The organism is Caulobacter endophyticus, from assembly GCF_003116815.1.
Taxonomy (GTDB): Bacteria; Pseudomonadota; Alphaproteobacteria; order Caulobacterales; family Caulobacteraceae; genus Caulobacter; species Caulobacter endophyticus.
Genome location: NZ_QDKQ01000057.1, coordinates 53,680 through 80,323, shown reverse-complemented (window position 1 = coordinate 80,323; position 26,644 = coordinate 53,680). Strand labels below are relative to the sequence as shown.

Below are 26,644 nucleotides of genomic sequence, written 5' to 3'. Positions count from 1 at the left end.
ACCGCTGGACGAGAGGCTGTGCTAGGACCATCTTAGCGCCATGGTCGAGCCTGCCGACAGCCTTGGTTTCGAGAAACTCACGCCTCGTGAGCGCGAGATCCTGCGCCTGATCGCCCAGCATCAGCGCTCGAAGGAAATCGCGCGCCTGCTCAGCCTGTCGCCCAAGACCGTCGAGATGCACGTGCTCAGCGCGCGCCGCCGCCTGGCCGGCATGCCGCGCCGCGACGCCGCCCTGGCCTTCGTGGCCTGGGAGCAGACCCCCGGTAATTGGGACCCCGGTAATGACTACCGTAGGCAATCGCCAGGCCTAGCGGTCGAGCTCGAGCCGGTCTCTCCTGCTTTCAACAGCGGGAGCGGCCATGGCCATGAACGACAACTCATCCAAGACGAGGCCTTCGGGCGCTCCCGGTTCGGCGTTCTTCATCGCGAGCTGGAAGTCGCTGGAAGAGGGCCTGACCCTGATGGCGGGCACCCCCGAGCGGGAGCGCCTGGTGCCGGAGACGGTTTCGGCGCTGCGCAAGGCGCAGGCGGCTGGCGACCCTCCGTCGAAGCTGCTGCTGCGAGTTCTCGCGGCGACGGCGTTCCTGTCGGACGACAGTCCGATCCGGTCCGAACGCGGGGAGGTTGGCGCCATGACCTGACTCCCGCCCAATGGCTGGGCCTGATCCTGGTTTCTGCCCTGGCGGCCGGCGTGCTGCTCAGCGTGGTGACCATGGGCGCCCATGAATTCCTCTTCGCCCTTCAGCGGTTCCGCGAGGGCTGGAGCACGCCGCCGGCGCACTGACCGGCAAAACCAAGTTCCGAACAATTCATCGCCTTGAACGTGCGGGGGGCTCCCGCGCGAGTGGGAGAGTCTTGCATGAAACGCAGCGACGCGGCCCGTGCTGGGGCCGAGAAACTGAAGCGCGCCGAAGCCGCCATCGATGCGGCCCTGCGTGAAACCGCCGAGCTGGTGGGCCTGCTGCCCTCTCTGCGGCTCGACGCGCAACTGTCGGCCGTGATCGGCCAGGAAGCGATCGAGACCCTCGGCGACACCCTGACCCATATCCTTTCCGCCCGCCGGACGATCGTGAAGGCGCATGGCGACCTCGCCGAAGTCCGCGCCCAGATCGGCTGCGGCGCCCTCGCCATCGGCGACATGGGCAAGATCGAGGGTGGCGACACGCCGCGCACCGCGGGCCTGCACGCCGTCGACGGCGGCCGCGCCGCCTGAGGCCGCGCGAATCTCCTCTTAATCCTGGAGCCAATCCATGACCGCCGTTCTCGCCGCGCTCAAGCCGGCGATCGATGAAGCCGCAGAGTTCGGCCGCTGTGTGCGCGACCTCTGCCCGGTCCAGAAACGGGTGCTGACCGCGCTGATGCACCGGCTGATCGCGATGGAAGAGGCCAACGACGCCGAAGGCGCCCTGGTCGTGATCGACGAGGTGCGGCGCATCCTCGGCGAGGGGCGGCTGACGCACCACTGAGGCGCGTCGCTCCCGAAGTGAGCAAGGGCCCGGATCGCGCTTGATCCGGGCCCGACTTGCGTCATGTTGCCCCCGCGAGTCGGGGGCCCCTCCTTTGATACAAGCCTTGATTTCCTTCGGCGTGGCGATCGCCGTCTGCACCCTGGCCATACGCTTCGGCGACAAGCCCGCCCAGCGCGTGGGCATGATCACGCTGGGCGGCTGGATCATCTCGCTGATCGTCGTCAGGCACAGCACGCGCTTCGCCGATGCGGGCCTGATGCTGGTCGATGGGGTGGTGGCGGCGCTGTTCGTCTGGGTCTCGCTGTCGTCGCGCCGGCTGTGGACCGTCGTCATCGCGGCGTTCCAGATGCTGGGCGTGGCCTCGCACCTGGCCACGGTCATCGATCATCGCGTGACCATCAACACCTACAGGGTGAGCCTGGCGGTCTGGAGCTACGGCATACTGGTCGTGCTGGCCGTCGCCGTCTGGCGCCACTGGCGCGAGCAGCGGCGAGTCCGGAACCAAGGCGTCTAGCGTTCCAGGTCCTCGCGGCGGTCGACGTCGAACAGCACGCCGGGGGCGTCGGTCTCGACCAGGGCCACGGCGCGCGCCGCCATCAGCCCCTGTGCGCCGCGATCGCCGGTCAGGGCCTCAAGGGCCGGGAAGCAGGCGCGCGCGAACAGCACCGGATGGCCGCGCCGGCCGGCATGGACCGGGGCGACGATCTCGACCTCGCCCGACAGCGCCGCCGCCAGGTCGCCGGCCAGATCGTGCGGCACGCCGGGCATGTCGCCGAGAAAGACGAACACCCCATCGGTCGCCGGATCGAGCGTCGCGATTCCCGCCCGCAACGAGGCGGCCAGGCCCTCGGCGGCGTCGGGCGCGGCCAAGGCGCGCAGACGGGGGCCAGGTCGGGCGGCGACCAGGGCGGCGACCTCGGCGTCGCCGGGGCGATGCACGACGCTCACCCGGTGCACCGGGGCCGCCAGGGCCGCGTCCAGGGCGTGATCCAGCAGCGGCCGGCCGCGATAGCGGGCGAGCAGCTTGCCGCCGCCGAAGCGCGTTCCCGCGCCAGCCGCCAGGACAATGGCCTCCAGCCGCATGCGATCCCTTTCCGCCAGCCTCCGAGACGCCTATTCTATCGCCGATATGACGTCCCCTGACGACAGCCCCCGACTGGTCGACGGCTTTGGCCGGGCCGTAAGCTATCTGCGCGTTTCGGTGACCGACCGCTGCGACCTGCGCTGCGTCTACTGCATGGCCGAGCACATGACCTTCCTGCCGAAGGCGCAGGTGCTGACGCTGGAGGAGCTGGACCGCCTGGCCTCGACCTTCGTGGGGCTGGGCGTGCGCAAGCTGCGCCTGACCGGCGGCGAGCCGCTGGTGCGCAAGGGGATCATGGAGCTGGTCGAGGCCCTGTCGCGCCACCTAAAGAGCGGCGCGCTGGACGAGCTGACCCTAACGACCAACGGCACCCAGCTGGCCCAGCACGCCGGCCGGCTGGCGGCCCTGGGCGTGAAGCGGATCAACGTCTCGCTCGATACGCTGAAGCCCGATCTCTTCCGGCGGCTGACGCGCGGCGGCGACGTGGCCAAGGTGGTCGGCGGCATCGACGCGGCCCTGGCCGCCGGCATCCAGGTCAAGATCAACGCCGTGGCGCTGAAGCGCGACAACGCCGCCGAGCTGCCGCATCTGATCCAGTGGGCCCATGCGCGCGGCTGCGACATGACCCTGATCGAGACCATGCCGCTGGGCGAGATCGACGAGGATCGCACCGACCAGTTCCTGTCGCTGCGCGAGGTGCGGCGCGAGCTTTCCTCCTACTGGACGCTGACGGACCTGGCCTACGCCACGGGCGGTCCGGCCCGCTATTCCAAGGTCGAGGAGACCGGCGGGCGGCTGGGCTTCATCACCCCGCTGAGCCACAATTTCTGCGAGGCCTGCAATCGCGTGCGGCTGACCTGCACCGGCACCCTGCACACCTGCCTTGGCCGCGACGACGCCAGCGACCTGCGGGCCGTGCTGCGCGGCGGGGCGACCGACGGCGAGCTGGTGGCGGCGATTCACGCGGCGATCGGCGCCAAGCCCAAGGGCCACGACTTCCAGGTCGACGCCCCGCGTCCGGCGGTGGCCCGCCACATGTCGACGACCGGAGGCTAGGCGATGGCGCGCGTGCTGCTGTTCGGACGCCTGGCCGACCAGGCCGGCTGGCGCGAGCGCGAGGTCGAGGCGGCCAGCCTGGCCGCCCTGCGCGCGTCGATCGCCCATGACGATGCGGCCCTCGCGCGGGCCCTGGAAGGCCCCGGCGTTCAGGTGGCCGTGGACAAGGCGCTGGTGCGTGGCGAAGCCGTGCTGGCCGCGGCCACCGAGGTCGCCTTCCTGCCGCCGATGAGCGGCGGATGATCACGCTTGCCCAGGCGCCGTTCGACCCTGGCGCGCTGCTGACCGCCTTCTGCGCCGGCCGCGACGAGACCGGGGCGGTGGCCAGCTTCGTCGGGCTGGCCCGCGCCGAGGGCGGGAGCGCCAGCATCCTGGAGCTGGAGGCCTATCCAGGCTTCACCGAAAGCGCGATCGAGGCCTTCGCGGTCGAGGCGGCGGGGCGGTTCGGCCTGCAGGACTGGCGGATCGTCCACCGGGTGGGGAAGATCGCGCCGGGCGAGGCGGTGGTGTTCGTGACGACGGCGGCCAAGCATCGCCGGGCCGCCTTCGAGGCGTGCGACTTCCTGATGGACTGGCTCAAGAGCCGGGCGCCGTTCTGGAAGAAGGAGCATGGTCCTGCCGGAGCCCGCTGGATCGAGCCGACGGCTCAGGATAGGACCGACGCTCAGCGTTGGGACGTTTAGGAGAAGCGGATGTCGGCAGGCCTCACCCAGGGCGGCGGGATCAAGCCGGAGCTGCCGTTCAAGCCGGTGCGGGTGGCGATCCTGACCGTCTCCGACACCCGCGACGAGGCCACCGACACCTCGGGCCAGATCCTGATCGAGCGCGTCAAGGCCGCCGGCCACGACTTCGCCGGACGGGCGGTGGTGCGCGATGATATCGAGAAGATCCGCTCCACCGTGCGCGGCTGGATCGACGGCGGTGAAGTGGATGCGGTGGTCACCACCGGCGGCACCGGCCTCACGGGGCGCGACGTCACCGTCGAGGCGCTGCAGCCGCTGTTCGACAAGGTGATCGACGGTTTCGCCGTCGTGTTCCACCTCGTCTCCTACGCCACGGTTGGGCTCTCGACCCTGCAGTCGCGAGCCACGGCCGGGATCATCGACGGGGTGTTCGTGTTCTGCCTGCCGGGCTCGAACGGCGCGGTGAAGGACGGCTGGGACAAGGTGATCGCCGCCCAGCTCGACAGCCGCCACAAGCCTTGCAACATGGTCGAGCTGATGCCCCGGCTTCTAGAGAAATAGAGCGACTTTGAGCAGGCTGACCCACATCGACGACCAGGGCCGCGCCCGCATGGTCGACGTCTCCGACAAGCCCGCCACGGCCCGCGAGGCGGTGGCGACGGGCTTCGTGCGGATGAGCCCTGAGACCCTGGCTCTGGCCGTCTCGGGAACCGGCCGCAAGGGCGACGTGCGCGCCGTGGCCGAGCTGGCCGGGGTGATGGCGGCCAAGAAAACCTCCGACCTGATCCCGCTGTGCCACCCGCTGGCCCTGTCGAAGGTGGTGGTCGAGGTCGAGCCGGCGCAGGGCGGGCTGGCGGTGACCGCGCGAGTCAGGACCACCGGCCCGACGGGCGTGGAGATGGAGGCCCTGACGGCGGTCTCGGTAGCCTGCCTGACCATCTACGACATGCTGAAGGCCGCCGAGAAAGGCATGGTCATCGAGACCGTGCGGCTCTTGGAGAAGACCGGCGGCAAGTCGGGCGACTGGAAGGGCTGAAGCCTGCCGACCCCGTGCAGATTGCTCTGGACTCTCTACTTACAATAATGGAAATTGCCTCCCAGGGTTGTGCATGGACAACTACGCAGGGAGACGTCTCATGGTCAGGATCGCAGGCGCCGTGATGGTTGCGGCCTTGGCGCTCGGCGTGGCGCCGGCGGCGCAGGCCGGCTTCACCTCCGCCGGGACGCCGATCGTGCTGAGCGGTCCGATCCTGTTCAAGATCGCGGGCTCGCCGGTCTACACCTGCACCCTGACCCTCAACGCCACGATCAGCAGCGGCGGAACCACCATGACCGTCTCGTCGGGATCGATGGGGCCGCCCGGTGCGCCTTGCGGCGTCATCACGCCGTGGTTCAGCCCGGCCTGGTCGTTCAACACCCTGCCGCCGTCTGGCGGGACGACGGTCACCGACATGACGATCTCGAACTTATTCCTGCACACGTTCCTGGGGGACTGTCGCGAGACGATCGAGGTGCAGTGGAACGACGCCGCCAACATCCTGACCATTCCGACCCAGGCGGTCGGTCCGGCGCCCGCGCCCTACGGCTGCGAGATCAGCGGGACCCTCGTGTCGTCGCAGGATCTGACGATCACCTATCCGTAGGCTTGGCCGGGGCTCAGCCCACCGCTTCGGCCCGCCGCTCCAGAGCCGGCTGCCCGTTCCGCGTGGCGATGATCTCGCCGATCACGGCCACGGCCACCTCGAACGGGGCCTTGCCGCCGAGATCCAGGCCGATGGGCGCGCGAAGCTTGGCGAGGTCTCTTTCCGTCAGGCCGTCGGCCTTCAGCGCCGCGAGCCGTTCGGACAGCCGCCGCCGCGCTCCCAGCAGGCCGACGTAAGGCGCCGGCGAGGGCAGGGCGGCCAGCAGGGCCTCGTGGTCCAGCGCCATGTCGTGGCTGCACACCGCCACCGCCGTCCAGGCGTCGAGGCCGGCTGCGGCCAGGGCGGAGGCCGGGGCCTCGCGGCTGTAGCGCACGCCGGCCAGGGGCGGGGCGGCCATCGGACCCTTGGGGCGCACCAGGGTGGTCTCGAACCCGGCCTGGACGCCCAGGCTGGCCAGCGCCAGGGCGGTCGGATCGCCGCCCATCACCACCAGTCGCGGGACCGGATCGAAGCGGCGCACGAAGACGCCGGGCCATGGGACGGGCGTCGCGCCGACCGGGGCGCAGACCCGCCGGGTCCCGTCGGTGAACCACAGGGCCGGGCGTCTTTTTCCGGCGTGAGTCAAAAGGTCGCGCAACGCGCCATCGTCGGCGTTAAGGCGTTCGACCAGGATCTCGATGCGGGCGCCGCACAGCAGGCGGATGTCCGGCCAGGGGCTGCCCTCGCCATAGACGAGGCGCCTGGGGACCCCTGTTTCGAGCACTTCCCGGGCATGCAGTTCGACGTCGCCCTCGATACAGCCGCCCGACAGGAAACCGGCCACGAAGCCTTGTGCGAACACCATCTGCGTGCCGACCGGGCGCGGGCCGCCGCCCTCCAGGGCGATGATGGTCGCCAGCGCCGCGGGGCCTTGCGCGAGGGCTTCTTCGAGCGCTGGCCGCATGTCGTCGGCCAGGCCGTGCATCGGCCATTCGGGGCCGGAAGGGGCGGCGGGATCGGTAAGGTCCATCGGGCCGATCTTAACGCCTCGGCAAGGTTCCAGAAACGCCTTCTTCAAACCTTGGCGCGTACGCTCCCCGACATTGGTGCTTCATCCGACGCGGAAGTTCATGTCGCTCACCGTCTCCAAGCTCGGTCTTGCCGCCGCCCAGTTCGGACTGGACGGCATGAACGCGTCGCCGCGTTCGCGCTCCCCCGAGGTCGAGGCGCGTGACATCCTGAACATCGCCGCGCGCGCCCGCCTGTCGGTGCTGGACGTCTCGGGCGTCTATGGCCGCTCGGAGTCCGTGCTCGGCGACCTGATCCCGCGTCCCGTCTCGTGCCGGGTGACCCTGGCCGCCGCCCGCGCCGACCGCGGCCCCGACTTCGTCGAGGCCGAGGCCCGCGGTTCGCTGCGCCGCCTGGGCCTGGAGCGCGCCGACACCATCGTCGTCCAATCGCCGTCGGAACTGTTCGGCGCCCATGGCCCGGCCATGTGGGACCGCCTGCTGCGCCTGCGCGAGCAGGGCCTGTTCCGCAACATCGGCATCTCCGCGCACGCCACCGATGATCCGGTGGGCGTGGCCCGTCGCTTCAAGCCCGACATCATCCAGGCGCCGGCCAGCCTGCTCGACCAGCGCCTGCTGGCCGACGGCTCGCTGCAGCGCATCGCCGGCATGGGCGTCGAGGTTCAGCTGCGCTCGATCTTCCTCAACGGCCTGCTGTTCCTGCCGCCCGACCGCGTTCCAGCCCAGCTGAAGGGGGCCTCGGGCCGCCTGTCGCGCGTGCGCCGCATGATCGCCGAGGGCCGCTCGGACCCGCTGCAGGCCGCGCTCGGTTTCGCGCTTTCGCGTCCGGAAGCCTCGGCCGTGATCGTTGGCGTGACCTCGGCGGCCGAACTGTCGGCCGTCGTCGCCGCCGCCTCGAGCCCGCCGCCGGACCTGGACTGGGACGAGATGGCCATCGACGATCCGGTGGCGCTCGACCCGCGACGTTGGGTCGCCTAGCCGCGGACCCGACTCGAAGCTCAAGGTTCAGGATAGAACCAGACAAGACGCCTCGAAGGGAGGCCGCGCCATGATCCTCGCCGTCCTGCAGGCCCGCATGGGCTCCAGCCGTCTGCCCGGCAAGGCGATGGCCACCCTCCAGGGACAGCCGATGATCCTGCGCCAGCTGGAGCGCATCCGGCAGGCCGCCACCCTTTCCAAGATCATCGTCGCCACCAGCGACCAGCCGGCCGACGACGCCCTGGCCGGCTTCCTGGTGTCGCGCGGGGTCACCGTCCATCGCGGGGCGGGCGCCGACATTCTCGACCGCATCGCCCGCTGCGCCGAGGCCGCAGGTCCGGTCAGCCACATCGTCCGCCTGAAGGGCGACGCGCCGTTCGTCGACCCGGGCCTGATCGACCAGACCGTCAAGCTGGCGCTGAGCACCGGCGCCGACTACGCCTCCAACCGCGTCTATCGCACCTATCCGGCCGGCCTGGAGGTCGAGGTCATCTCGGCCCAGGCCCTGCGCACCGCCGCCGCCGAGGAGCGCGACCCGCTGGCCCGCATCTCGCCCACCGCCGCCATCCGCAACCAGCCCAACCGCTTCCGCCACGCCCACCTGCGGGCCGTGCGCGACTGGAGCGCCCTGGACTGGCGCGTGAAGACCCCGGCGGACCTGGCCTTCGCCCGCTCGATCTACGACGCCCTGCACCCGGTCGATCCCGGCTTCCGCATGGGCGACGTTCTGGACCTGGTGGAGAGCAAGCAGGACCTGGGACGGTTCGCGGCTTAACCCCCTCTCCCAGAGGGAGAGGGAGGGGCCCAGGCGATAGCCTGGGAGGGTGAGGGGTTTCACCCTTGCCGATTTCGCACTTCATCTAAGTGACGGGACCGCCGACGGCGTACGCCCTCACCCTCCCACGCCTTCGGCGCGGGCCCCTCCCTCTCCCCACGGGAGAGGGGTTTTAAGCCGGAAACCCGCCCGCCCGGGCCAGCGACGACGCGGGCGCCTTGCCCAGGCGCTCGCTGATGTCGCGGCCGATCGTGATCAGGGCGGCCAGGTCGTAGCTCGTCTCGAAGCCGGCCCGCTCCAGCATGTAGACCAGGTCCTCGGTGCCGATATTGCCCGTCGCCGCCGGGGCGAAGGGGCAGCCGCCCAGGCCGCCGACCGAGGCGTCGAGCACGTCGACCCCGGCCTCGACGCTCGCGAAGGCGTTGGCGAGACCGGTGTTGCGGGTGTCGTGGAAGTGGATGCGCAGGCGCGCGTCGGGGGCGGCGGCGCGGACGGCCTCGATGCGCTTGCGGACGGTCCAGGGGTCGGCCACGCCGATGGTGTCGGCGATGGCGATCTCGGGCACGTTCATGGCGGCGGCCTCGCGGGCGATGGCCACGACCTGGTCCTCGCTGATCTCGCCGTCGAACGGACAGCCGAAGGCCACCGAGATGGTGGCGGTGATCGGCGGGCCGCCGTCGACGGCCTGGCGCTCGACGATGGCGGCCAGCGCATCGAGCTGCTGATTGACCGTGGCGCCCTGGTTGCGCGTGCCAAAGCCGTCGGAGGCGCAGACCACGACATTGGCCTCGTCGCAGCCGGTGGACACGCAGCGCTCCCAGCCGCGCATGTTCAGCACCAGGCCGATGCGCGAACGCTTCGGATCGGGGCCGCCCAGGGCGTCCATGATCTCTTCCGCCCCCGCCATCTGCGGCACGCGGTTGGGATTGACGAACGAGACGACCTCGGTGCGCCGGGCGCCGGCGGATTCAAGGCGGCGGATCAGGTCGAGCTTTTCGTCGACCGACAGTATGGCCTTCTCGTTCTGCAGGCCGTCGCGCGGACCGACCTCGACGATCTCGATGAAGCGGCTCACGGGCGGGCCTCCTCGGTTGCGGCGGGGGCTTCGGCGTCCTGCAGGACGTCCGGCGCCTCGCGCCCAGGAAGAGAGGGGCGGCGGGGCTCGCCGCGATAGACGCGCAGCACCTCGTCGTCGCCGTCGGAATAGTTCAGGCCCCTGATCTCGCCGGCCAGGCGGGGCGAGTGGCCCAAGGCGGCCAGGGCGGCGCGGAACTTCTCGTCCTCGCGGCCCTCGACCACGGCGGGGCGGCCCTCGTCGACGGCGTCGGCCGCGCCTTCCGCGTCAGTCAGCTGCGTCGTCGTGCCCAGCTGGAAGACCATGCTGGGTTCGGAATAGCCGGTCACCGCCACCGGGCCGGGTGCGCCGGCGCGGGGGGCCAGATCGGCGGCCTCCAGCGCTCGGGCCAGGCGCTTGGACAGCCACAGCGAATCGAGGCGCGGGGCCAGCAGGCCGGCCATGGCGCCGTGCGCCAGGACGCCGAGGGCGCCGGCGGTGACCAGAGCCAGGGCGGCCTTGCGCCGGCGCAGGATCAGCCAGCCGCCGGCGACCGCGGCGGCCAGGAACAGCAAGGCCGGCAGGATGGCCAGCGGCAGGGTCTGCGGCGCGGCGTAGGTCTTCCAGGCGACGATGCAGACGGCGGCGAAGGCGACGCCCGCGATCGCCAGCAGCACCGTGCCGACGATCCGCGAACCCAGCCCGAGCGGCTTGCGCAGGGCGGCGGCCATCAGCATCGCCAGAGCCCCGAACGAGGGCAGGGTGTAGTGGGCGAGCTTGGTCGGCAGGATCTCGAACATCAGCCAGGTCGGGATCAGCCAGCAGAGGGCGAAGCGCACGCCGGGCTCATCGCGACGGGTCCAGGCCAGCACCAGCGCGGCGGGCAGCAGCAGGGTCACCGGGAACAGCAGCAGCGGCGAGAGCAGGGCGTAGTAGCCGAACGGGCCGCTGTGGCTCTCGTGGCCGCCGGCCAGCTTGGGGGCCAGATCCCCGCCGACCGCCGCGCCCCAGAAGGCGCCGTCGGTGGCGATGGTGATCATGGTCGCCCAGGGCAGGACGATGGCGGCGAACAGGATCAGGCCCCAGCTCCAGCCCAGTTGCTTGAGCCAGCCGATCCTCCGGTCCCATGCCCACAGGGCGAGGATGGCCAGGATCGCGACCAGCAAACCGACGGGGCCCTTGATCAGGGCGGCCATGGCCATGCCGATCCAGAAGGCCAGTTTTGGTCCCTTGCCGACCTTCTCGCTCGCCAGCCCGGCGGCGTAGATCCGCGCCAGGCCGGCCATGGCCAAAGTCGTAAAGCCGCACAGGGCCGCGTCGGTCTTGGCGATGAAGGCCTCGGTCGACAGCAGGAAGGTCGCGCCCAGGATCGCGCCCGACAGCAGGCTCTCGCGCGGGCCGAAGAAGGCCGCGGCGCCCCAGGCGCAGGCCGCCGCCGCCAGCATGGCGCCCAGCAGCGAAGGGATGCGATAGGCCCAGATGCCCCGGTCCTCGGGCGCGGAGACGGCCTCGACCGCCACGGCCTGCAGCCAGTGGATGCCCACCGGCTTCTTGTTGCGCGGCTGGTCCTGCAGCTTGATGTTCACATAGTCGCCCGTCTCCAGCATCTGGGCGGTGGCCTGGGCGAAGCGCGACTCGTCGCGGTCGAGCGGCGGCATGGCGAAGAGGCCCGGCAGGCCGGCGATCAGCGCCACCAGGGCGGCGAACACCGGCGCGCGCCAGCCGCGCGACCAGGCGTCGAGACGGGATTCAAGAGTAGGGCTCTGACCGGGATTAGGGCTGGTGTTCGCGCTCATGCGTGCTGGAATAGCACGATCCTTTCATGGCGCGAGATTTGCGGTAAAAGCGGCCATGACATCCGATAATTCCGCCGCGACCCCCGATTTCTCCGTCGTCGTGCCCGTGTTCGACGAGGGCGGGGCCGCGCCGGCCCTGGCGCGCGAGATCGCCGCCGCCTTCGCCGGCGAGTCCTACGAGATGATCTTCGTGGACGACGCCAGCCGCGACGACACCAAGGCCCTGCTGACCGCCCTCAAGGCCGAGATCCCGCAACTGCGCGTGCTGGGCCACCGCAAGAACTCGGGCCAGAGCCGCTCGATCCGCAGCGGCATCCTGGCCGCCCGCGCCCCGATCGTGGTGACCATGGACGGCGACGGCCAGAACGACCCGGCCGACGCCCCGCGCCTGGCCAAGGCGCTGCAGGCGGGGCCGGCGCAGCTGGCCCTGGTCGGCGGCGAGCGGGTCAAGCGCCAGGACAGCAACGCCAAGCGCTTCGCCAGCAAGTTCGGCAACGGCGTGCGCAAGCGGCTCCTGAAGGACACCGCCAACGACACCGGCTGCGGCCTGAAGGCCTTCCGCCGCGAGGCCTTCCTGCGGCTGCCCTACTTCGATCACATCCACCGCTACATCCCCGCGCTGATGCTGCGCGAGGGCTACGAGATCGCCTTCCAGCCGGTGAACCACCGTCACCGCGAGACGGGCGTGTCGAAATATACCAACTTCGGCCGCCTGAAGGCCTCGGTCAGCGACCTCTTCGGCGTGATGTGGCTGCAGTCGCGGGCCCGCAACCCGCAGGGCGTGGACGAGGCGTAACTCTCGATCCCTCCCTCTCCCTATGGAAGAGGGGCAAGAGAGCCGCCCCCCGCTTCACCGGCGTCGCAAAACCGGTTAACCCTGAAGCTCGACTTCGGGGGAATTCACCGCAATGTTCGCCGCCTTTCCGCTGCTGGCCCTGCCGGTGCTGATCTACAATCTGCTGGCCCTGACGGTCGGCGGCGGCTTCTCGTCGGAGGCGGCCAGCTATCGGTTCAGCGAGCAGCTGTTTCGCATCCACATGGCTTCGCGCGTCGACTGGATCGTCAGCTGGGGCGACCTGTTGCTGGCCGCCTCGCTGGTGGTGCTGTTCGTCGAGCTTCTGAAGTCGACGACCAGCCGCAAGGTGGCGATCGTCAACCACTCGCTGTCGATGGTGCTGTTCATCGTCTGCCTGGTGGAGCTGTTGCTGCTGCCGGCCTTCGCGACCTCGGTGTTCTTCCTGATCACCCTGATGGTGCTGCTGGACGTGCTGGCCGGCTTCATCGTGACCATCGTCGCCGCCCGCCGCGACGTCGACTTCGGCGAGATGCGCTAGGCGCGCGCCGAGCGCTTTCTTCAAGCCGCCAGGGGCCGTCCCGCGTTAGCCTTCCGCCAGGAGGCCCCGATGGACGACGACCAGCCGCCGCAAGACAGCAAGCTGACCCGCAGCAAGGAGGCCTGGGCGCGCTCGGGCAAGTTCCTGACCGGCGACAGGAGCCGACCGGAGGCCGAGCGCCTGCCGCCGGGCCAGCACCTGACGAGCGACTGGCCGGTGCTGGACCTGGGCCTCAAGCCCGACGTCTCCCGCGAGGACTGGCGGCTGCGCATCGACGGCCTGGTGTCGCGGCCGGCGACGTGGAGCTTTTCGGCCCTGCTGGCCCAGCCGCAGAGCGCGCCGGTGTCCGACATCCACTGCGTCACCACCTGGTCGCGCTACGACAACCACTGGCACGGGGTGCTGACCCGCGACGTGGTGCTGGCCGTCGCGCCCAGGGACGAGGCGCGGTTCGTGGTGCTGCATTCCTACGACGGCTACACCACCAACCTCGCCCTCGACGACTTCGCCCATGAGGGCGCGCTGCTGGCCCACGGCTGGGAAGGCGCGCCGATCGCGCCCGAGCACGGCGGGCCGGTGCGGCTGGTCGTGCCGCATCTCTATTTCTGGAAAAGCGCCAAGTGGCTGAAGCGGGTCGAGTTCGTCGCCGCTGATCGGCCCGGCTTCTGGGAGGAGCGCGGCTATCACAATCGCGGCGATCCCTGGGGCGAGGAGCGCTACGGCTGAGGGCGGCCGATTTCGACAAGCGCCGGCGCATCCGAGCGCCTATCTATCGGTAACAGACCCTCTTACGGACGCCGTGTCATGACCGCTTCCAACCTCTGGCTCGCCGCCGGCCTGCGCTCGCCCTTCGCCAAGGTCGACGGGGCGCTGGCCTCCCACGACGCCATCGACCTTTCCGTGCCCGTGGTGAAGGCCATGCTGGAAAAGGGCGCGCGGCCCGACTTCGCGGTGTGGGGCACGGTCATTCCGAACCTCACCTGGAGCAACATCGCCCGCGAGGTGCTGCTGGACGCCGGGGCCGATCCGACCATCCCGGCCTTCTCCACGGTCATGGCCTGCTCGACCAGCATGGCCGGCGTTCTGGAGGCCGCCGGCATGATCGACGGGCGCGGCCGGGATCTTGCCCTCGTCGGTGGCGTCGAGGCCATGAGCCGGGTGCAGATCGGCCTGTCGGTGCGGCTGTCGGACTGGATCCGCCGCTTCCAGCAGGCCCGCGACCTGAAGGGGCGGCTGGCGGTGCTGTCGGCGTTCAAGGCGGCGGATGCAAAGCTGTTCATTCCCAAGGTGGCCAATCGCACCACCGGCCTCTCCATGGGCGAGCATACCGAGATCACCGCCAAGGAATGGGGCCTCTCGCGCGCCGACCAGGACGCCATCGCTTTTTCCAGCCACCAGAACGCCGTGCGCGCCTGGGAGAACGGCTTCTTCGACGACCTGGTGATCCCCGTCGGCGAGGCGCGCCGCGACACCATTCCGCGCAAGGACAGCACGCTGGAGAAGCTGGCCAAGCTCAAGCCGGCCTTCGACAAGACCAGCGGCCAGGGCACGCTGACGGCGGGCAATTCCTCGCCGCTGACCGATGGCGCGGCCAGCGTCTGGGTGGCGTCGGAGGCGGGGCTGGCGCGCCTGCCCGAGCGGACGCCGCGCGTGAAGATCCTCGACTACGAGATCACCGCCATCGACCTGCGCAACGAAGGCCTGCTGATGGCCCCGGCCTACGGCGTGCCGCGCATGCTGGCGCGCAACGGCCTGAGGCTTTCCGACATCGGGCTGTGGGAAATCCACGAGGCCTTCGCGGCCCAGGTGCTGTCGCACATCGCCGCCTGGGAGAGCAAAAAGTTCCTGGCCGACAGGGCCGGGGTCACGGCCGATCTCGGCGCCTTCCCGCGCGAGCGGATGAACCCCACCGGCGGCAGTCTCGCGCTGGGTCACCCGTTCGGGGCCACCGGGGCGCGGATCCTGAGCCAGGCGACCAAAGAGCTGGCCGCACGCGGCAAGGGCGAGAAGGCCATCGTCAGCATCTGCGCCGACGGCGGCCAGGGCACGATGATGTTGCTGGAGGCGGCATAGGCCTCAACTCGGCTGCCGTCCTGGGCCTTGCGCCCAGGACCCATCGTTTCGCCTGCTCAGACCTTTCAAGCTAGATCGAGGTCTGAGCGGTCGCCGGCATGCGCTCTCGCCACAGGGGCGAGGGAGGCGAAGAATTATGGATGGTCTTCGAGCGCACGCCTCTTCTCGAAGAGCGGCCGCGAAATCCAACGATGTTTTGGAGGCTGAACGTAGAACCGGCCCGAGGACTAGGGGCAACCTCGGGCCGGCGGTACGCATGTCGCGTTGTGGGGGGGTGGACGCGACACGGTTAAATTGGACCCGACAGTCCCCCCGATCAAGCGAATGGATGTCGCTCGGCGCTTTTGTCGCAGGGAAGCGTTGTCAGGAAATCGGTGTCAGGTCAGGACCGAGAAGATCAGGGTGACGACGGCCACATCGAACGCTCGGATCAGGATGGACAGCATAGGTCGGGACGCTTTCCGAAAAGATTCGGGTCTCGACCTAGCAAGACTGGCGCCAAGTCCGGGCGAGGCGCTAGAAAACCCGCATGGCGCTGTTCTTCGATCATCAGTGGTATGACGCGCGGCTAGGCGAGCGGGGCCTGGATCGCCTGGCTCTGGCCGCGGCGGCGGGGCTGAGTCCCGAGGATCTGGACCTTGTCTTCAAGGACCAGCGCGAGATCGGACCGGACGAACTGGCGGTTTTCGCCGAGATGGTCGGGGTTTCCCGCGAAGAAGCCGCGCGCCGGGCCGGTGTGGGCGGGCATGCCGCGCCGGCCGATCCAGCCGATCGACGCGTCGCGCTGCTGGAGGCCAGGGTGGCGGCGCTGGAGGCGCAGGTCGCCGGACTGCTGGCTAGATTTCGGTCTTCTTGATCAGGCCCGCCTTGGGACGGCGGTCGGCCGGGCCGGAATATTCCGTGCCGAGATAGGTCGAACGCGCCGCGTCGAGCACTTCCTGCCCACCGCGCAGGCCGCGCTTCTGGCCGGGCTGGCCCATGACCTGGGCGGCGAAGGCGGCGAACGGACCGCGCGGACGCGGCTGCGGCGGCGGATCGGCGGGCGCCTCTTCCTCGTCGCGAACGAACACGACCTCTTCGCCGTCCGCCTCATGGCGGTCGGAGTCCTTGGGCGCGGCCAGCGCCCGGCGCGCGTTGGCCGCACGTCGGATGGGGTCGATAGGACCGGTCATGGTCGCAAGGCTAGCGGCGCTCCGTTAAGAACGAATGCGCCGGCATGGTTGACGGGAATTAGGACTTGGTCGCCAGCTTGGCGATCTGTTCCTGCATGGCCTCGAGCTGGCGCTTGAGGTCGGCCAGGCTGTCCTCGCTGGGCGCGGAGGGAGCGGGCGGCGGGGGTGCGGCGGGCGTCTCGGCCGCGGCGTCTTCCGGGCGGCTGTAGGCGAAGGGCGAGAACATCTTCATGGCCCGGTCGAACAGCGCCATGTTCTGGCGGATTTGCTCTTCGTAGATGGCCATGCCCGGAGCGGCGGCCTTGCCAGCCAGGCCGGGGGCGCCGGTGAACTGCTGGCGCATGCGCTCCTGCTGCTTGGAGAAGCTTTCCAGCGACATCTCCAGGTAGCTGGGCAGGAAGGCCTGCATCGAGTTGCCGTAGAAGCCGATCAGCTGGCGCAGGAACTGGATGGGCAGCAGGTTCTGGCCGCCGCCGCGGTTTTCTTCTTCGAAGATGATCTGGGTCAGGACCGAACGGGTGATGTCGTCGTTGGTCTTGGCGTCGTAGACCACGAAGTCGACGCCCTCCTTCACCATGTCCGACAGGTGTTCGAGGGTGACGTAGGAACTGGACGCGGTGTTGTAGAGCCGGCGGTTGGCGTACTTCTTGATGACGACGCGCTGGCTCGACCCTTGGCTGGAAGCCTTGTCGGCGGACGCTTTTTCGGCGCCAGGGGCGGCTTCGCCTTTTTCGCGGTTCTCGGACATTTCGTTCCCTGGGACAGCGGTGTCGCCCGCCTTTTCGCATCGCACTATCGCTAATGCAAAGCCGGGGCGCCAGTCCCGCGAGAAGCTGTACGCCAGATGATGACATGAAAATGTATTCGTGACGAACGGCGTTCGTTTGGGCATGGTGCTGTTGCACTGCAAAAGTGTGGGCGCTGCACCTGCGAAATGCGCCACGGAACAGTCACGGGAAATCACAGCCAATGACCGATATCGTCATCGTCTCCGCCGCCCGCACGCCGGTGGGCTCCTTCCTCGGCGCGCTGTCCAGCCTGCCGGCCGCGGAGCTGGGCAAGACCGCGATCGCCGCCGCCGTGGAGCGAGCCGGGATCACGCCGGCCGACGTCGACGAGGTGATCCTGGGCCAGGTGCTGCAGGCGGGCGCTGGCCAGGGGCCGGCCCGCCAGGCCTCGGTCAAGGCCGGCATTCCGGTCGAGAGCCCGGCCTGGAGCCTCAACCAGCTGTGCGGCTCGGGCCTGCGCGCGGTCGCCCTGGGCGCCCAGCAGATCCTGTCGGGCGACGCCAGGATCGTGGTGGTCGGCGGCCAGGAGAGCATGAGCCAGGCCCCGCACGCCCAGGCCCTGCGCACCGGCCAGAAGATGGGCGACCTGGGCTTCGTCGACACCATGATCAAGGACGGCCTGTGGGACGCCTTCCACGGCTATCACATGGGCCAGACGGCCGAGAACATCGCCAACCGCTGGCAGATCACCCGCGAAGACCAGGACAAGTTCGCCGTCGCCAGCCAGAACAAGGCCGAGGCCGCCCAGAAGGCCGGCAAGTTCGCCGACGAGATCGTCGGCGTGACGATCAAGGGCCGCAAGGGCGACACCGTCGTCGACCAGGACGAATACATCCGCCACGGCGTGACGCTGGAAAGCATCTCGGGCCTGAAGCCGGCCTTCGCCAAGGACGGCTCGGTGACCGCCGCCAACGCCTCGGGCCTCAATGACGGCGCCGCCGCCCTGGTGCTGACCACGGCCGAGGAAGCCGAGAAGCGCGGTCTCAAGCCCCTGGCCAGGATCGTCTCGTGGGCCAATGCCGGCGTCGAGCCCGAGATCATGGGCACCGGCCCGATCCCGGCCACCAAGAAGGCCCTGGAAAAGGCCGGCTGGACCGTCGGCGACCTCGACCTGATCGAAAGCAACGAAGCCTTCGCCGCCCAGTCGATCTCGGTGGTGCGCGAGCTGGGCCTTGACCCGGCCAAGGTCAATGTCAACGGCGGCGCCATCGCCATCGGCCACCCGATCGGCGCCTCGGGCGCGCGGATCCTGACCACCCTGGTGCACGAGCTGAAGCGCTCGGGCGGCAAGAAGGGCCTGGCGACGCTGTGCGTCGGCGGCGGCATGGGCGTGGCCCTCTGCGTCGAGGCCGTCTGAGCCGGGTAGTCTGGCCCCGGAAGAAGTCTTCGTGACAAACTGCGTCCGGGGCTTGCGCTCCGGACGCGACCACGTGCAACCATGACGTAACGGCAGCAGGAGACTAGTGAATGACTAGAGTTGCGTTCGTGACCGGCGGTACGCGGGGCATCGGTCGGGCGATCTGCGAGCGGCTTGTCGCCGACGGCCTCAAGGTCGCGGCGGGTTATTCCGGCAACGAGGAGGCGGCCGAGGCCTGCGCCAAGGCGCTGGGCGTCATGGTGGTGAAGGGCAATGTCGGCTCCTTCGACGACTGCCAGGCCGCGGTGGCCAAGGTCACCGCCGAGCTCGGGCCGGTCGACGTGCTGGTCAACAACGCCGGCATCACCCGCGACGGCTTCCTGCACAAGATGACCTACGAGCAGTGGTCCGAAGTGATCCGGGTCAACATGGACTCGGCCTTCAACATGACCCGTCCGGTGATCGAGGGCATGCGCGAGCGCGGCTGGGGCCGGATCATCAACATCAGCTCGATCAACGGCCAGAAGGGCCAGGTCGGCCAGACCAACTACTCGGCCGCCAAGGCCGGCCTGATCGGCTTCACCAAGGCCCTGGCCCTGGAGAACGCCAAGAAGGGCGTCACCGTCAACGTGATCTGCCCCGGCTATATCGACACCGAGATGGTGGCCGCGGTGCCGGAAACGGTGCTGGCCGGCATCATCGGCGGCATCCCCGTCGGCCGCCTGGGCAAGGGCGAGGAGATCGCCGACATGGTCTCGTTCCTGGCCGGCGAGCGCGCCGGTTTCGTGACCGGGGCCACCCTGTCGCTGAACGGCGGCCAGTACCTGGCCTGAGGCCTTATGTCTTGACCTGACGGTCCCGGTTGGCGTCAATCCGCCGACCGGGATCAGGGGGGCGCGTGACGGGGGTCATGCGCCAAGGGAAGCGTTGCAGAAAAGTCGCACGGCAGCGCTTGCCAGGAAGCGCCGCCTCCACGTCCAAGATTCGCCCCAGTCGGGGACCATCACCGTTCGCATGATACGACCAACGGTGGAAAGGATGGGGCCGGGAGGCTGCGCGACAACGCTGATGCTCGCCCTGGCAGGCCTGACCATCGCCACGCCGGTCGCGGCGCAATCCAAGCACAGCCTTCGCGACGCCCTGTTCGGCGATCGCGCCGCCGCCGAGGCCCGCAAGGCGCCGCCGCCGCCGGTTGCCCGCTATGTCTCGGACGGGGGCGGGGCCTTCGTGCTCGATCGCGCCACCCCGACCACCCTGCTGAAGTTCGAGAACAGCAGCGAGGTGTGGGTGCTGTCGCCCCACGCCGGTCCGCGCGGCGACGTCATCTACAAGAACGAGCTGGGCGAGCCGGTGCTGCGCGCCACCAAGCTGGGCGGCATGACCCTGTTCACCGCCGACCGGCCGGCCGGCGCGGCCGCGGCCCTGATGGGCCGGGCGCCGACCATCCAGCCGCCGGCCTTCATCACCCCCAACGTGCTGTTCCAGCGCATGCTGCAGGCCGCCGACCGCGCCAGCCGCGCGGCCCGCCACCGGGTCAGTTTCGAGACCGTGCAGGACGCCCGGCCCGAGACCTCGGTTCTGGTCGCCGAATGCGCCAACGTCACCGCCGAGGCCTTCGAGCGCATGGCCCGCAACGGCGATCGCGGCCTGCTGAACCGCATCGGCCGCGTACTGCTGGCCGAGGGCCGCAAGCCCGGCGCGACGATCAAGGACGACGCCCTGATCGTCACCTACGCCGCCGGCAAGGGCCTGGCCGGCCGGCCGTCGTCGGACCGCATCATCAAGGTGGTGGACAAGTAGGGGGGGCGGAACCTGGGCTGTTGATCCACGTTCATGCAAATCCAAGCATACGGCCAAGCTCCTCAAGGCGCTTTTCCGGTTTTCGGAGCCTGACTTGCCGACCGACACCGCTCCCGTCGATCTGACCAACTGCGACCGCGAGCCGATCCACATCCTCGGCGCGATCCAGCCCATCGGCTTCCTGATCGCCCTGACCGCCGACTGGCTGGTGGCGCGCGCCTCGGCCAACATCGGCGACTTCATCGGCTTCCAGCCGGCCGACCTCTTCGGCAAGCCGCTGTTCGAGCTGTTCCTGCCCAAGGCGATCCACGACCTGCGCAACCGCTCGACCCTGCTGCGCGGGGCCGACGCGGTGGAGCGGATCTTCGACCTGGAACTGGTGGCGGGGCGGCCGAACTTCGACGTGGCCCTGCACTTTTCAGGCGGCCAGATCGTCATCGAGGCCGAGCCGGCCTCGGGCGAGCATGGCGACGCCACCGGCATGGTGCGCTCGATGATCGCCCGGCTGGACGGGGCGGCCGACTTTTCCGCCTTCTATCGCGAGGGCGCGCGCCAGGTGCGCGCACTGATCGAGTTCGACCGGGTGATGGTCTATCGCTTCGCCGCCGACGGCTCGGGCGAGGTGGTGGCCGAGGCGGCGCGCCACGGCATCGGCTCGTTCATGGGGCTGCGCTATCCGGCCTCGGACATTCCGGCCCAGGCCCGCGAGCTCTATCGGCGCAACCTCCTGCGGGTGATCACCGACGTGAACGCCACGCCGGCGCCGATCGTGCCCCAGCGCGACCAGGCGGGCCAGCCGCTGGACCTGTCGCTGTCGGTGCTGCGCTCGGTCTCGCCGATCCACATCGAATACCTCAAGAACATGGGCGTGCAGGCGTCGCTGTCGATCTCGATCATCGTCGAGGGCAAGCTCTGGGGCCTGTTCGCCTGCCACCACTACGCGCCGCGCTGCCCGACCTTCGAGCGGCGCTCGGTCAGCGAGCTGTTCGCCCAGATGTTCTCGATGCGGCTGGAGAGCCGCGAGCGGCAGGAGACGGTGGAGTACGAGCGCCGGGCGCGCGACATCTCCGACCAACTGCTGGGGGCGGTGGCCTCGGACGAGACCCTTCTGAAGGACCCCGACTGGCTGGGCGACATCCTCACCAACGCCATTCCCGCCGACGGGGTGGGCGTGTGGCTGGGCGGCAACCACGCCTTCTCGGGCACGGCGCCGCCGCTGGACGACTTCCGCCGTATCGTCCGGGCGCTGAACGGCACCGCCGCCGGCAAGGTCTTCGCCACCGACAACATCGGCTCGCTGATCAGCGACGCCCACACGTTCGCCTCGGACGCGGCCGGCCTGCTGGCCATCCCGATCTCGCGCTCGCCGCGCGACTACGTGGTGCTGTTCCGCAAGGAGCTGATCCATTCGGTGCGCTGGGCCGGCGACCCGCACAAGCCGATCGAGTATGGACCCAACGGTCCGCGCCTGACGCCGCGCGCCAGCTTCGCCGAGTGGAAGGAACTGGTCGAGCACCATTCCCAGCCGTTCAGCGGTTCGGAAGTCCGCGTCGCCGAGACCCTGCGCGCCACCTTGATCGAGGTGGTGCTGCGGCTCGCCGACGAGGCCTCGGCCGAGCGCCAGCAGGCCAGCGCCCGCCAGGAGCTGCTGATCGCCGAGCTGAACCACCGGGTGCGCAACATCCTTGGTCTGATCCGGGGCCTGATCCGGCAGTCGCTGCCGACGGGCGGCGACATCGCCGAGTTCGTCAAGGTCGTGGACGGGCGCATCCACGCCCTGGCCCGGGCCCACAACCAGATCACCGACGACCACTGGGGCCCCGCGCCCCTGCAGGCGCTGATCGACGCCGAGGCCGCCGCCTTCGTCGACGAGCGCGACCGCATCGCCGTGCAGGGCGAGCCGGTGTCGCTGAATCCGCAGGCCTATTCGACCCTGGCGCTGGTCTTCCACGAGCTGGTGACCAACTCCAACAAGTACGGGGCGCTGTCGGCCGAGGGCGGGCGGGTGACCATCGGCTGGCATCGCAAGGCGGGCGGCGAACTGGCGGTCGAGTGGCGCGAGGCCGGCGGCCCGCCGGTGGTTCCGCCCACCCGCAAAGGCTTCGGCACCACGATCATCGAGCGCTCTGTGCCCTATGACCTGGGCGGGACGGTGAAGGTCGACTACGATCCCAAGGGCTTCCACGCGGTGTTCTGCATCCCGGCCAGGCACCTGTCCGAACCGCGCCAAGGCGCGGGGCCGCAGGCGATCAAGTATCCGCGCCCGGCGCCGGGTCACGCCCATCCCGCGCCGACCAGGATCCTGGAGGGCCAGGACGTGCTGCTGGTCGAGGACAGCCTGATCATCGCGCTGGACGCCGAGGACATCGCCAACCGGCTGGGCGCGCGCGGCGTGACGACCGCGGCGACGGTGCAGGGAGCGCTGGACAGCATCGAGGCCCATCCCCCGACCGTGGCGGTGCTGGACATCAATCTTGGCGACCGCAACAGCTATCCCATCGCCGACCGGCTGGCCGAGCTGAAGGTTCCGTTCCTGTTCGCCACTGGCTACGGCGAGCAGGCCAACCTGCCGCAGAACCATCGGGGTCGCCTGGTGGTGCAGAAGCCCTACACCCTGGAGAACCTGGCCCGGGCCATGGACAGCCTGGGCGTCGGTCCCGGCGAGGGCTGAAGAAAAAGGGACCCCGGTAAAGGTGCGCCGGGGTCCTTTCAGTTGGCCGCTTCTATCCGCTGGGTTGGGGACCGATAGGCGCGGGCGGCGGCCTGGTTCTCGTCTCGTCCGGCCTAGCCCCAGGTCTGGCGCAGGCGGAAATAGATGAACGGGTCGAAGTCGACGCGGCGGTCGTCGAGATAGGCGAAGTCGCCCGGTGCGCGGGCGCGGCCCTCGAACACCTCGCGCTGGCGATTGAGGCCGCGGCCTGTGAGGTTCTGGGCCTCGACCCGCAGCGACAGCCCCTGGCGCGGCTGGACCTCGGCATAGGCCAGCAGCCACGGCTCGATCTCGAAGCGGCTGACCTCGTTGAAGGCGTAGGCCGTCTCGGTGGAGCCGGAGAACAGCTCCACGCCCCATTGCAGCTTGCGCTTGGGCAGGTCCTGCGAGAACCGCAGCTCGCCCTCGAACGGCTCCTGGTCGCTGATCCTGCGCTTGTGGCGGGTGATCGGGTCGACGACCTGCGAACGGGTCCAGGTTCCCTTGCCGCGCAGCAGGCCGCCGGGGACGAAGCGTTCCAGCGGCAGGTTCACCGACAGCTCCAGCTCGTCGCTGGCGGCGTCGCCGATGTTGCCGGGGGCGTCGTAGGCGCTGGTCGTGCCGTCGCCGTTGTCGACCACCACCAGGATGCGGTCGGCGACGTCGCTGATCTCCTTGTGGCGGGCGGTCAGCACCACGGCGCCGTCCTTGCCGAACTTGCGCTCCCAGGCGGCCTCGAACACCCAGCCGTGCTCGGGCGCCAGTTCCGCCCCGCCGGCGGTGTCGCGGCCGGTGGAGAAGGTGGTCGAGGAGACGAAGTCGGTGAAGTCCAGCTGGCCGACCTCGCGCTCGATGCGGCCGCGGAACTGGTCGCGCGGGCTGGGCGACCAGGTCGCCGACAGGCGCGGCTTGGGGAAGGTGAACGACTTCTCCAGGTTGGTGTCGCCGGTCTGGGAGATGGTCGAGCGCTCCAGCCGCACGGCGCCCTCCAGGGTCAGGTCCGGGCGGGCGCGCCAGGTGGCCACGCCGAAGGCCTCGCCGCGCTTTTCCTCGACCCGCACGTTGGCGGCCGGCAGCACCTGGGGCGCGCCGTTGACCACGTAGCCGATCTGGCTGTCGAGGAAGTTCACCGCGATTTCGCCGCCGCCTTCGAACGACCAGGCCGGATTGAGGGTGTGGCGCAGCACGCCCCGGCCGATGGTCTCGCCGCTGTCGCGGGCCGAGGTGAAGCGGCCGGATCCGCCAGCCTCGGTGAAGGTGCTGGCGTAGTCGACGTGCTTGCGGCGGACGAGGCCGGTCAGCTCGACCCGCGACCTGTTCGTCAGGGCCTTCTCCCAGCCCAGGCCGATCTCGCCTTCCTCGCGCTGGTCGGCGTCGATGACCTTCAGGCGGTCGACGCCGGAGGGCGGGATATCCTCCAGGCTCCAGTCATAGGTTTCCTGCTCGTAGACCGTGTTGACCGACAGCCGGCCGCCCAGCAGCGGGCGCTTGAGGTTGGCCTTGGCGGTCAGGCCGTCGCCGCCGCCGGTCTCGTCCAGCCACGAGGGGCTGACGGCGCCGTCGGCGCGGCGCACGACCCTGGGCCCCTCGCCGGCGCCGTCGTCGACATAGCGGAAGGCCAGGATCGACCAGTCGACGGCGTTGACGCCGTACTGGCGCGAGCCCTCGAAGCGCATGGCCGGGGTGGTGCGGCCGTCCTGCTGGAACGAGCTGGCCACGGCCAGCAGGGTCGAGCCCTTGGCGTCGGCGCGCAGGATGACGTTGGCGACGACGGTCTTGCCCTGCATGTCGATCCCCGGCGCGCCGCCGACGATGATCTCGATGCGGTCGACCTGGCCGGCCTGGATGCGGCGCAGGGCGTCTTCCAGGGACTCGCTCTTGGTGGCCGGGCGCTGGCCGCCGATCAGAACGTTGCCGGCCGCGCCGCCGAAGCCGCGCACGCTGTCGCCGCCGTCGAAGGTGAAGCCCGGCACGCGCACGACCATGTCGTAGGCCGACAGCGGCTGGCGCTCTGCGAAGAAGGCGGCGGGATAGCGAGTGACGCCCTCCGTCGACGCCGCGATCCCGGGGGCTTGCGCGGCGGCCTCGGGCGAGGCGGCCGCGAGCGCCGCGAAAAGCGATCCGAACTGCATGTCTTTTCCGTCCCCTGGCCCCCGCCAGTTGCGTGGCGTGCAAGCTGAGCCGAGGCGGTGCGGAGGGAAAGTTACAAGCTTGAAATGTGGATTAAAAAGCGGACAGGAATGGACGCAACCGTCCAAGTTTGAGCAGAGGGACCTCCCCCTGTGGGGGAGGCGATCGCGAAGCGATCGGTGGGGGGAAGCGCAAGGTCGGCAAGCACAGCGGAAGCTGAAGCCGTCCCCCCTCCGGCCTTCGGCCGCCTCCCCCACAGGGGGAGGTTCTCTCAGATATTCGTGCCGCCCACCGTCAGGCCGGTGATCTTCAAGGACGGCTGTCCCACGCCCACGGGCACGCCCTGGCCGGCCTTGCCGCAGACGCCTATGCCGGGATCGAAGTCGAAATCGTTGCCGATCATGGTCACGCGGGTCAGGGCCGACGGGCCGTCGCCGATCAGGGTGGCGCCCTTGACCGGGGCGGTGATCCTGCCGTCCTCGACCAGATAGGCCTCGGTGCACTGGAAGACGAACTTGCCGTTGGTGATGTCGACCTGGCCGCCGCCGAAATTGGCGCAGTAGAGGCCCTTCTTCATCGAGGCGATCATCTCGGCCGGATCGTCGTTGCCCGCCAGCATGCCGGTGTTGGTCATGCGCGGCATGGGCATGTGGGCGTAGGACTGGCGGCGGCCGTTGCCGGTGGCCTGCATGCCCATCAGCCGGGCCGACATGCGGTCGTGCATGTAGCCCACCAGGATGCCGTCCTCGATCAGGATGGTGCGCTCGGTCGGCGTGCCCTCGTCGTCGATGGTCAGCGAGCCGCGGCGGCCGGGGATCGAGCCGTCGTCGAAGACGGTGACGCCCTTGGCGGCCACGCGTTCGCCTATGCGGCCCGAGAAGGCCGAAATGCCCTTGCGGTTGAAGTCGCCTTCCAGGCCGTGGCCGACGGCCTCGTGCAGCAGCACGCCGTTCCAGCCGGGGCCGAGCACCACGTCCATCTCGCCGGCCGGGCAGGCCACGGCGTCGAGATTGACCAGCGCCATGCGCAGGGCCTCGTCGACCTGGCCTTGCCACTTGTCGGGGCTGATCCAGGCCGAGAAGCCGGCGCGGCCGCCGGCGCCGGACGAGCCGGCCTCGCGCTTGCCGTCCTTCTCGACGGTGACCTGGACGTTGAGGCGCACCAGCGGGCGCACGTCGCGGATCAGCTTGCCGTCGGCGCGGAGGATCTCGACCACGCGGCGCTCGCCGGCCAGGCTGGCCAGCACCTGCACCACGCGTGGGTCGCGTTGGCGGGCGAAGGCGTCGATCTCCTGGAGCAGGGACACCTTGTCGGAGAAGGCGGGCGAGGAGACCGGGTCGTCCTCGCCGTAGAGCTTTTCGTTGGTCGAGCGCGGGCCCTCGGCCGAGATCCCGGCATAGCCGCGCTTGGCCAGGCTGGCCGAGCCGGCGGCCCGGCCGATGGCGGCCTCGGAGATCTCCGAGGCGTGGGCGTAGCCGGCCGTCTCGCCGGCCACCACGCGCAGGCCGAAGCCCTCGCCGCTGTCGTAGGAGGCGGTCTTCAGCCGGCCGTCGTCGAAGACGAAGGCCTCGCTCTCGGACCGTTCGAGGAACAGTTCGCCGTCATCGGCCCCGGCCAGGGCCTCGCCGAGGATGGCGCGGGCGCGTTGCGGGTCGACGCCGGCGGCGTCCAGCAGGGAAGGGGCGGAGAGGGGAGCGGTCATACCTGTAAGTTAGGCGCTTGCAGGCTCCGCGTCATCTCCCTCCGCCCCGGGATC

General features: G+C 69.9%; 29 protein-coding genes and 1 pseudogene. 22 read left to right on the top strand and 8 right to left on the bottom strand.

The genetic code is table 11. The annotated features are described in order from the left end of the window. Positions 1–40: 40 nt before the first annotated feature. The 5 genes and pseudogenes from DDF67_RS26410 to DDF67_RS16840 all read left to right on the top strand — a co-directional run. A pseudogene (locus DDF67_RS26410) lies at positions 41–217 on the top strand (response regulator transcription factor); the annotation flags it as partial. Between the two features lie 142 nt (positions 218–359). After that, the gene (locus DDF67_RS25575) at positions 360–641 is read left to right on the top strand and encodes a hypothetical protein (RefSeq protein WP_233247683.1); all 282 of its coding nucleotides are present in this window, start codon (positions 360–362) and stop codon (positions 639–641) included. Positions 642–859: 218 nt separating this feature from the next. Then, positions 860–1,213, top strand: a complete 354-nt coding sequence (locus tag DDF67_RS16850) for a hypothetical protein (protein ID WP_109102015.1) — start codon at positions 860–862, stop codon at positions 1,211–1,213. Positions 1,214–1,250: 37 nt separating this feature from the next. Beyond that, on the top strand, positions 1,251–1,466 hold the full coding sequence (locus DDF67_RS16845) for a hypothetical protein (RefSeq protein ID WP_109102014.1): 216 nt from the start codon (positions 1,251–1,253) through the stop codon (positions 1,464–1,466). A 106-nt stretch (positions 1,467–1,572) separates the two neighbouring features. Next, positions 1,573–1,983: a hypothetical protein gene (locus DDF67_RS16840; RefSeq protein WP_109102013.1), complete on the top strand. Its 411-nt coding sequence runs from the start codon at positions 1,573–1,575 to the stop codon at positions 1,981–1,983. On the opposite strand, the gene DDF67_RS16835 is transcribed toward DDF67_RS16840, so the two are convergent. Beyond that, positions 1,980–2,552 carry a nucleotidyltransferase family protein gene (locus DDF67_RS16835; protein ID WP_109102012.1) on the bottom strand — a complete coding sequence of 191 codons (573 nt, stop codon included), beginning with the start codon at positions 2,550–2,552 and terminating at the stop codon, positions 1,980–1,982. The genes DDF67_RS16840 and DDF67_RS16835 overlap by 4 nt on opposite strands. Before the next feature lie 46 nt (positions 2,553–2,598). Between DDF67_RS16835 and moaA the strand changes: the two genes are divergently transcribed. From moaA to DDF67_RS16805, 6 genes are all read left to right on the top strand, one after another. Continuing rightward, the gene (gene moaA, locus DDF67_RS16830; RefSeq protein WP_109102011.1) at positions 2,599–3,609 is read left to right on the top strand and encodes a GTP 3',8-cyclase MoaA; all 1,011 of its coding nucleotides are present in this window, start codon (positions 2,599–2,601) and stop codon (positions 3,607–3,609) included. A gap of 3 nt (positions 3,610–3,612) precedes the next feature. Continuing rightward, entirely contained in the window at positions 3,613–3,852 is a 240-nt protein-coding gene (locus DDF67_RS16825; protein WP_109102010.1) for a MoaD/ThiS family protein, read from the top strand. Continuing rightward, on the top strand, positions 3,849–4,292 hold the full coding sequence (locus tag DDF67_RS16820) for a molybdenum cofactor biosynthesis protein MoaE (RefSeq protein WP_109102009.1): 444 nt from the start codon (positions 3,849–3,851) through the stop codon (positions 4,290–4,292). The genes DDF67_RS16825 and DDF67_RS16820 overlap by 4 nt, the downstream gene beginning before the upstream one ends. Before the next feature lie 9 nt (positions 4,293–4,301). Then, positions 4,302–4,853 carry a molybdenum cofactor biosynthesis protein B gene (gene moaB / locus DDF67_RS16815; RefSeq protein ID WP_109102008.1) on the top strand — a complete coding sequence of 184 codons (552 nt, stop codon included), beginning with the start codon at positions 4,302–4,304 and terminating at the stop codon, positions 4,851–4,853. A gap of 7 nt (positions 4,854–4,860) precedes the next feature. Beyond that, positions 4,861–5,328 carry a cyclic pyranopterin monophosphate synthase MoaC gene (gene moaC, locus DDF67_RS16810; protein WP_109102007.1) on the top strand — a complete coding sequence of 156 codons (468 nt, stop codon included), beginning with the start codon at positions 4,861–4,863 and terminating at the stop codon, positions 5,326–5,328. A gap of 100 nt (positions 5,329–5,428) precedes the next feature. Then, positions 5,429–5,935, top strand: a complete 507-nt coding sequence (locus tag DDF67_RS16805) for a hypothetical protein (RefSeq protein ID WP_109102006.1) — start codon at positions 5,429–5,431, stop codon at positions 5,933–5,935. Positions 5,936–5,948: 13 nt separating this feature from the next. Here DDF67_RS16805 and DDF67_RS16800 read toward each other — a convergent pair whose 3' ends face one another. After that, a complete protein-coding gene (locus DDF67_RS16800) occupies positions 5,949–6,944 on the bottom strand; it encodes an XdhC family protein (RefSeq protein ID WP_109102005.1) in 996 nt (331 codons plus the stop codon). A 100-nt stretch (positions 6,945–7,044) separates the two neighbouring features. On the opposite strand from DDF67_RS16800, the gene DDF67_RS16795 reads away from it, so the two are divergent. Both DDF67_RS16795 and DDF67_RS16790 read left to right on the top strand, forming a co-directional pair. After that, on the top strand, positions 7,045–7,920 hold the full coding sequence (locus tag DDF67_RS16795; protein ID WP_058349463.1) for a bifunctional regulator KidO: 876 nt from the start codon (positions 7,045–7,047) through the stop codon (positions 7,918–7,920). A 70-nt stretch (positions 7,921–7,990) separates the two neighbouring features. Beyond that, the gene (locus DDF67_RS16790) at positions 7,991–8,695 is read left to right on the top strand and encodes a glycosyltransferase family protein (protein WP_109102004.1); all 705 of its coding nucleotides are present in this window, start codon (positions 7,991–7,993) and stop codon (positions 8,693–8,695) included. Positions 8,696–8,867: 172 nt separating this feature from the next. On the opposite strand, the gene DDF67_RS16785 is transcribed toward DDF67_RS16790, so the two are convergent. Both DDF67_RS16785 and DDF67_RS16780 read right to left on the bottom strand, forming a co-directional pair. Then, positions 8,868–9,770 carry a hydroxymethylglutaryl-CoA lyase gene (locus DDF67_RS16785; RefSeq protein ID WP_109102003.1) on the bottom strand — a complete coding sequence of 301 codons (903 nt, stop codon included), beginning with the start codon at positions 9,768–9,770 and terminating at the stop codon, positions 8,868–8,870. After that, positions 9,767–11,545 (bottom strand): ArnT family glycosyltransferase, encoded by a 1,779-nt coding sequence (locus tag DDF67_RS16780; RefSeq protein WP_109102002.1) that lies wholly within the window; start codon positions 11,543–11,545, stop codon positions 9,767–9,769. Before DDF67_RS16780 ends, DDF67_RS16785 begins: the two co-directional genes overlap by 4 nt. A 55-nt stretch (positions 11,546–11,600) precedes the next feature. On the opposite strand from DDF67_RS16780, the gene DDF67_RS16775 reads away from it, so the two are divergent. The 5 genes from DDF67_RS16775 (at position 11,601) to DDF67_RS16755 (ending at position 15,808) form a co-directional block, all read left to right on the top strand. Then, complete coding sequence (locus DDF67_RS16775) at positions 11,601–12,341, top strand: glycosyltransferase family 2 protein (protein WP_109102001.1); 741 nt, start codon at positions 11,601–11,603, stop codon at positions 12,339–12,341. 112 nt (positions 12,342–12,453) lie between these two features. Further along, complete coding sequence (locus DDF67_RS16770; protein WP_109102000.1) at positions 12,454–12,879, top strand: hypothetical protein; 426 nt, start codon at positions 12,454–12,456, stop codon at positions 12,877–12,879. Between the two features lie 69 nt (positions 12,880–12,948). Next, entirely contained in the window at positions 12,949–13,605 is a 657-nt protein-coding gene (locus tag DDF67_RS16765) for a sulfite oxidase-like oxidoreductase (RefSeq protein ID WP_109101999.1), read from the top strand. Positions 13,606–13,683: 78 nt separating this feature from the next. Beyond that, positions 13,684–14,952: an acetyl-CoA C-acyltransferase gene (locus DDF67_RS16760; RefSeq protein WP_109101998.1), complete on the top strand. Its 1,269-nt coding sequence runs from the start codon at positions 13,684–13,686 to the stop codon at positions 14,950–14,952. A gap of 529 nt (positions 14,953–15,481) precedes the next feature. Beyond that, positions 15,482–15,808, top strand: a complete 327-nt coding sequence (locus tag DDF67_RS16755; protein WP_109101997.1) for a DNA-binding protein — start codon at positions 15,482–15,484, stop codon at positions 15,806–15,808. Here DDF67_RS16755 and DDF67_RS16750 read toward each other — a convergent pair. Beyond that, complete coding sequence (locus tag DDF67_RS16750; protein ID WP_101716084.1) at positions 15,789–16,124, bottom strand: hypothetical protein; 336 nt, start codon at positions 16,122–16,124, stop codon at positions 15,789–15,791. The two genes, DDF67_RS16755 and DDF67_RS16750, sit on opposite strands and share 20 nt — an antisense overlap. 58 nt (positions 16,125–16,182) lie before the next feature. Further along, the gene (phaR, locus tag DDF67_RS16745; RefSeq protein WP_109101996.1) at positions 16,183–16,872 is read right to left on the bottom strand and encodes a polyhydroxyalkanoate synthesis repressor PhaR; all 690 of its coding nucleotides are present in this window, start codon (positions 16,870–16,872) and stop codon (positions 16,183–16,185) included. 221 nt (positions 16,873–17,093) lie between these two features. Here phaR and DDF67_RS16740 point away from each other — a divergent pair, with 221 nt between their 5' ends. The 4 genes from DDF67_RS16740 (at position 17,094) to DDF67_RS16725 (ending at position 22,740) form a co-directional block, all read left to right on the top strand. Then, the gene (locus DDF67_RS16740) at positions 17,094–18,269 is read left to right on the top strand and encodes an acetyl-CoA C-acetyltransferase (protein ID WP_109101995.1); all 1,176 of its coding nucleotides are present in this window, start codon (positions 17,094–17,096) and stop codon (positions 18,267–18,269) included. A gap of 110 nt (positions 18,270–18,379) precedes the next feature. Then, on the top strand, positions 18,380–19,102 hold the full coding sequence (gene phbB / locus DDF67_RS16735) for a beta-ketoacyl-ACP reductase (RefSeq protein ID WP_109101994.1): 723 nt from the start codon (positions 18,380–18,382) through the stop codon (positions 19,100–19,102). 235 nt (positions 19,103–19,337) lie between these two features. Beyond that, positions 19,338–20,069: a DUF4908 domain-containing protein gene (locus DDF67_RS16730; protein ID WP_233247682.1), complete on the top strand. Its 732-nt coding sequence runs from the start codon at positions 19,338–19,340 to the stop codon at positions 20,067–20,069. A gap of 94 nt (positions 20,070–20,163) precedes the next feature. Next, positions 20,164–22,740, top strand: a complete 2,577-nt coding sequence (locus DDF67_RS16725; RefSeq protein ID WP_109101992.1) for an HWE histidine kinase domain-containing protein — start codon at positions 20,164–20,166, stop codon at positions 22,738–22,740. 113 nt (positions 22,741–22,853) lie between these two features. Here the strand turns inward: DDF67_RS16725 and DDF67_RS16720 are convergent, their stop codons facing one another. Both DDF67_RS16720 and tldD read right to left on the bottom strand, forming a co-directional pair. Continuing rightward, a complete protein-coding gene (locus DDF67_RS16720; protein ID WP_109101991.1) occupies positions 22,854–24,890 on the bottom strand; it encodes a TonB-dependent receptor plug domain-containing protein in 2,037 nt (678 codons plus the stop codon). A 269-nt stretch (positions 24,891–25,159) separates the two neighbouring features. Beyond that, complete coding sequence (tldD, locus tag DDF67_RS16715; protein WP_109101990.1) at positions 25,160–26,590, bottom strand: metalloprotease TldD; 1,431 nt, start codon at positions 26,588–26,590, stop codon at positions 25,160–25,162. Between the last annotated feature and the right edge of the window lie 54 nt (positions 26,591–26,644).

What these genes read in the sequence shown, in the direction of transcription:
- DDF67_RS25575 (WP_233247683.1), top strand. Translation starts at nt 360, where the DNA reads ATGGCCATGAACGACAACTCATCCAAGACGAGGCCTTCGGGCGCTCCC.
- DDF67_RS16850 (WP_109102015.1), top strand. Translation starts at nt 860, where the DNA reads ATGAAACGCAGCGACGCGGCCCGTGCTGGGGCCGAGAAACTGAAGCGC.
- DDF67_RS16845 (WP_109102014.1), top strand. Translation starts at nt 1,251, where the DNA reads ATGACCGCCGTTCTCGCCGCGCTCAAGCCGGCGATCGATGAAGCCGCA.
- DDF67_RS16835 (WP_109102012.1), bottom strand. Translation starts at nt 2,552, where the DNA reads ATGCGGCTGGAGGCCATTGTCCTGGCGGCTGGCGCGGGAACGCGCTTC.
- moaA (WP_109102011.1), top strand. Translation starts at nt 2,599, where the DNA reads ATGACGTCCCCTGACGACAGCCCCCGACTGGTCGACGGCTTTGGCCGG.
- DDF67_RS16825 (WP_109102010.1), top strand. Translation starts at nt 3,613, where the DNA reads ATGGCGCGCGTGCTGCTGTTCGGACGCCTGGCCGACCAGGCCGGCTGG.
- DDF67_RS16820 (WP_109102009.1), top strand. Translation starts at nt 3,849, where the DNA reads ATGATCACGCTTGCCCAGGCGCCGTTCGACCCTGGCGCGCTGCTGACC.
- moaB (WP_109102008.1), top strand. Translation starts at nt 4,302, where the DNA reads ATGTCGGCAGGCCTCACCCAGGGCGGCGGGATCAAGCCGGAGCTGCCG.
- DDF67_RS16805 (WP_109102006.1), top strand. Translation starts at nt 5,429, where the DNA reads ATGGTCAGGATCGCAGGCGCCGTGATGGTTGCGGCCTTGGCGCTCGGC.
- DDF67_RS16800 (WP_109102005.1), bottom strand. Translation starts at nt 6,944, where the DNA reads ATGGACCTTACCGATCCCGCCGCCCCTTCCGGCCCCGAATGGCCGATG.
- DDF67_RS16795 (WP_058349463.1), top strand. Translation starts at nt 7,045, where the DNA reads ATGTCGCTCACCGTCTCCAAGCTCGGTCTTGCCGCCGCCCAGTTCGGA.
- DDF67_RS16790 (WP_109102004.1), top strand. Translation starts at nt 7,991, where the DNA reads ATGATCCTCGCCGTCCTGCAGGCCCGCATGGGCTCCAGCCGTCTGCCC.
- DDF67_RS16780 (WP_109102002.1), bottom strand. Translation starts at nt 11,545, where the DNA reads ATGAGCGCGAACACCAGCCCTAATCCCGGTCAGAGCCCTACTCTTGAA.
- DDF67_RS16775 (WP_109102001.1), top strand. Translation starts at nt 11,601, where the DNA reads ATGACATCCGATAATTCCGCCGCGACCCCCGATTTCTCCGTCGTCGTG.
- DDF67_RS16770 (WP_109102000.1), top strand. Translation starts at nt 12,454, where the DNA reads ATGTTCGCCGCCTTTCCGCTGCTGGCCCTGCCGGTGCTGATCTACAAT.
- DDF67_RS16765 (WP_109101999.1), top strand. Translation starts at nt 12,949, where the DNA reads ATGGACGACGACCAGCCGCCGCAAGACAGCAAGCTGACCCGCAGCAAG.
- DDF67_RS16760 (WP_109101998.1), top strand. Translation starts at nt 13,684, where the DNA reads ATGACCGCTTCCAACCTCTGGCTCGCCGCCGGCCTGCGCTCGCCCTTC.
- DDF67_RS16755 (WP_109101997.1), top strand. Translation starts at nt 15,482, where the DNA reads ATGGCGCTGTTCTTCGATCATCAGTGGTATGACGCGCGGCTAGGCGAG.
- DDF67_RS16750 (WP_101716084.1), bottom strand. Translation starts at nt 16,124, where the DNA reads ATGACCGGTCCTATCGACCCCATCCGACGTGCGGCCAACGCGCGCCGG.
- phaR (WP_109101996.1), bottom strand. Translation starts at nt 16,872, where the DNA reads ATGTCCGAGAACCGCGAAAAAGGCGAAGCCGCCCCTGGCGCCGAAAAA.
- DDF67_RS16740 (WP_109101995.1), top strand. Translation starts at nt 17,094, where the DNA reads ATGACCGATATCGTCATCGTCTCCGCCGCCCGCACGCCGGTGGGCTCC.
- phbB (WP_109101994.1), top strand. Translation starts at nt 18,380, where the DNA reads ATGACTAGAGTTGCGTTCGTGACCGGCGGTACGCGGGGCATCGGTCGG.
- DDF67_RS16730 (WP_233247682.1), top strand. Translation starts at nt 19,338, where the DNA reads ATGCTCGCCCTGGCAGGCCTGACCATCGCCACGCCGGTCGCGGCGCAA.
- DDF67_RS16720 (WP_109101991.1), bottom strand. Translation starts at nt 24,890, where the DNA reads ATGCAGTTCGGATCGCTTTTCGCGGCGCTCGCGGCCGCCTCGCCCGAG.
- tldD (WP_109101990.1), bottom strand. Translation starts at nt 26,590, where the DNA reads ATGACCGCTCCCCTCTCCGCCCCTTCCCTGCTGGACGCCGCCGGCGTC.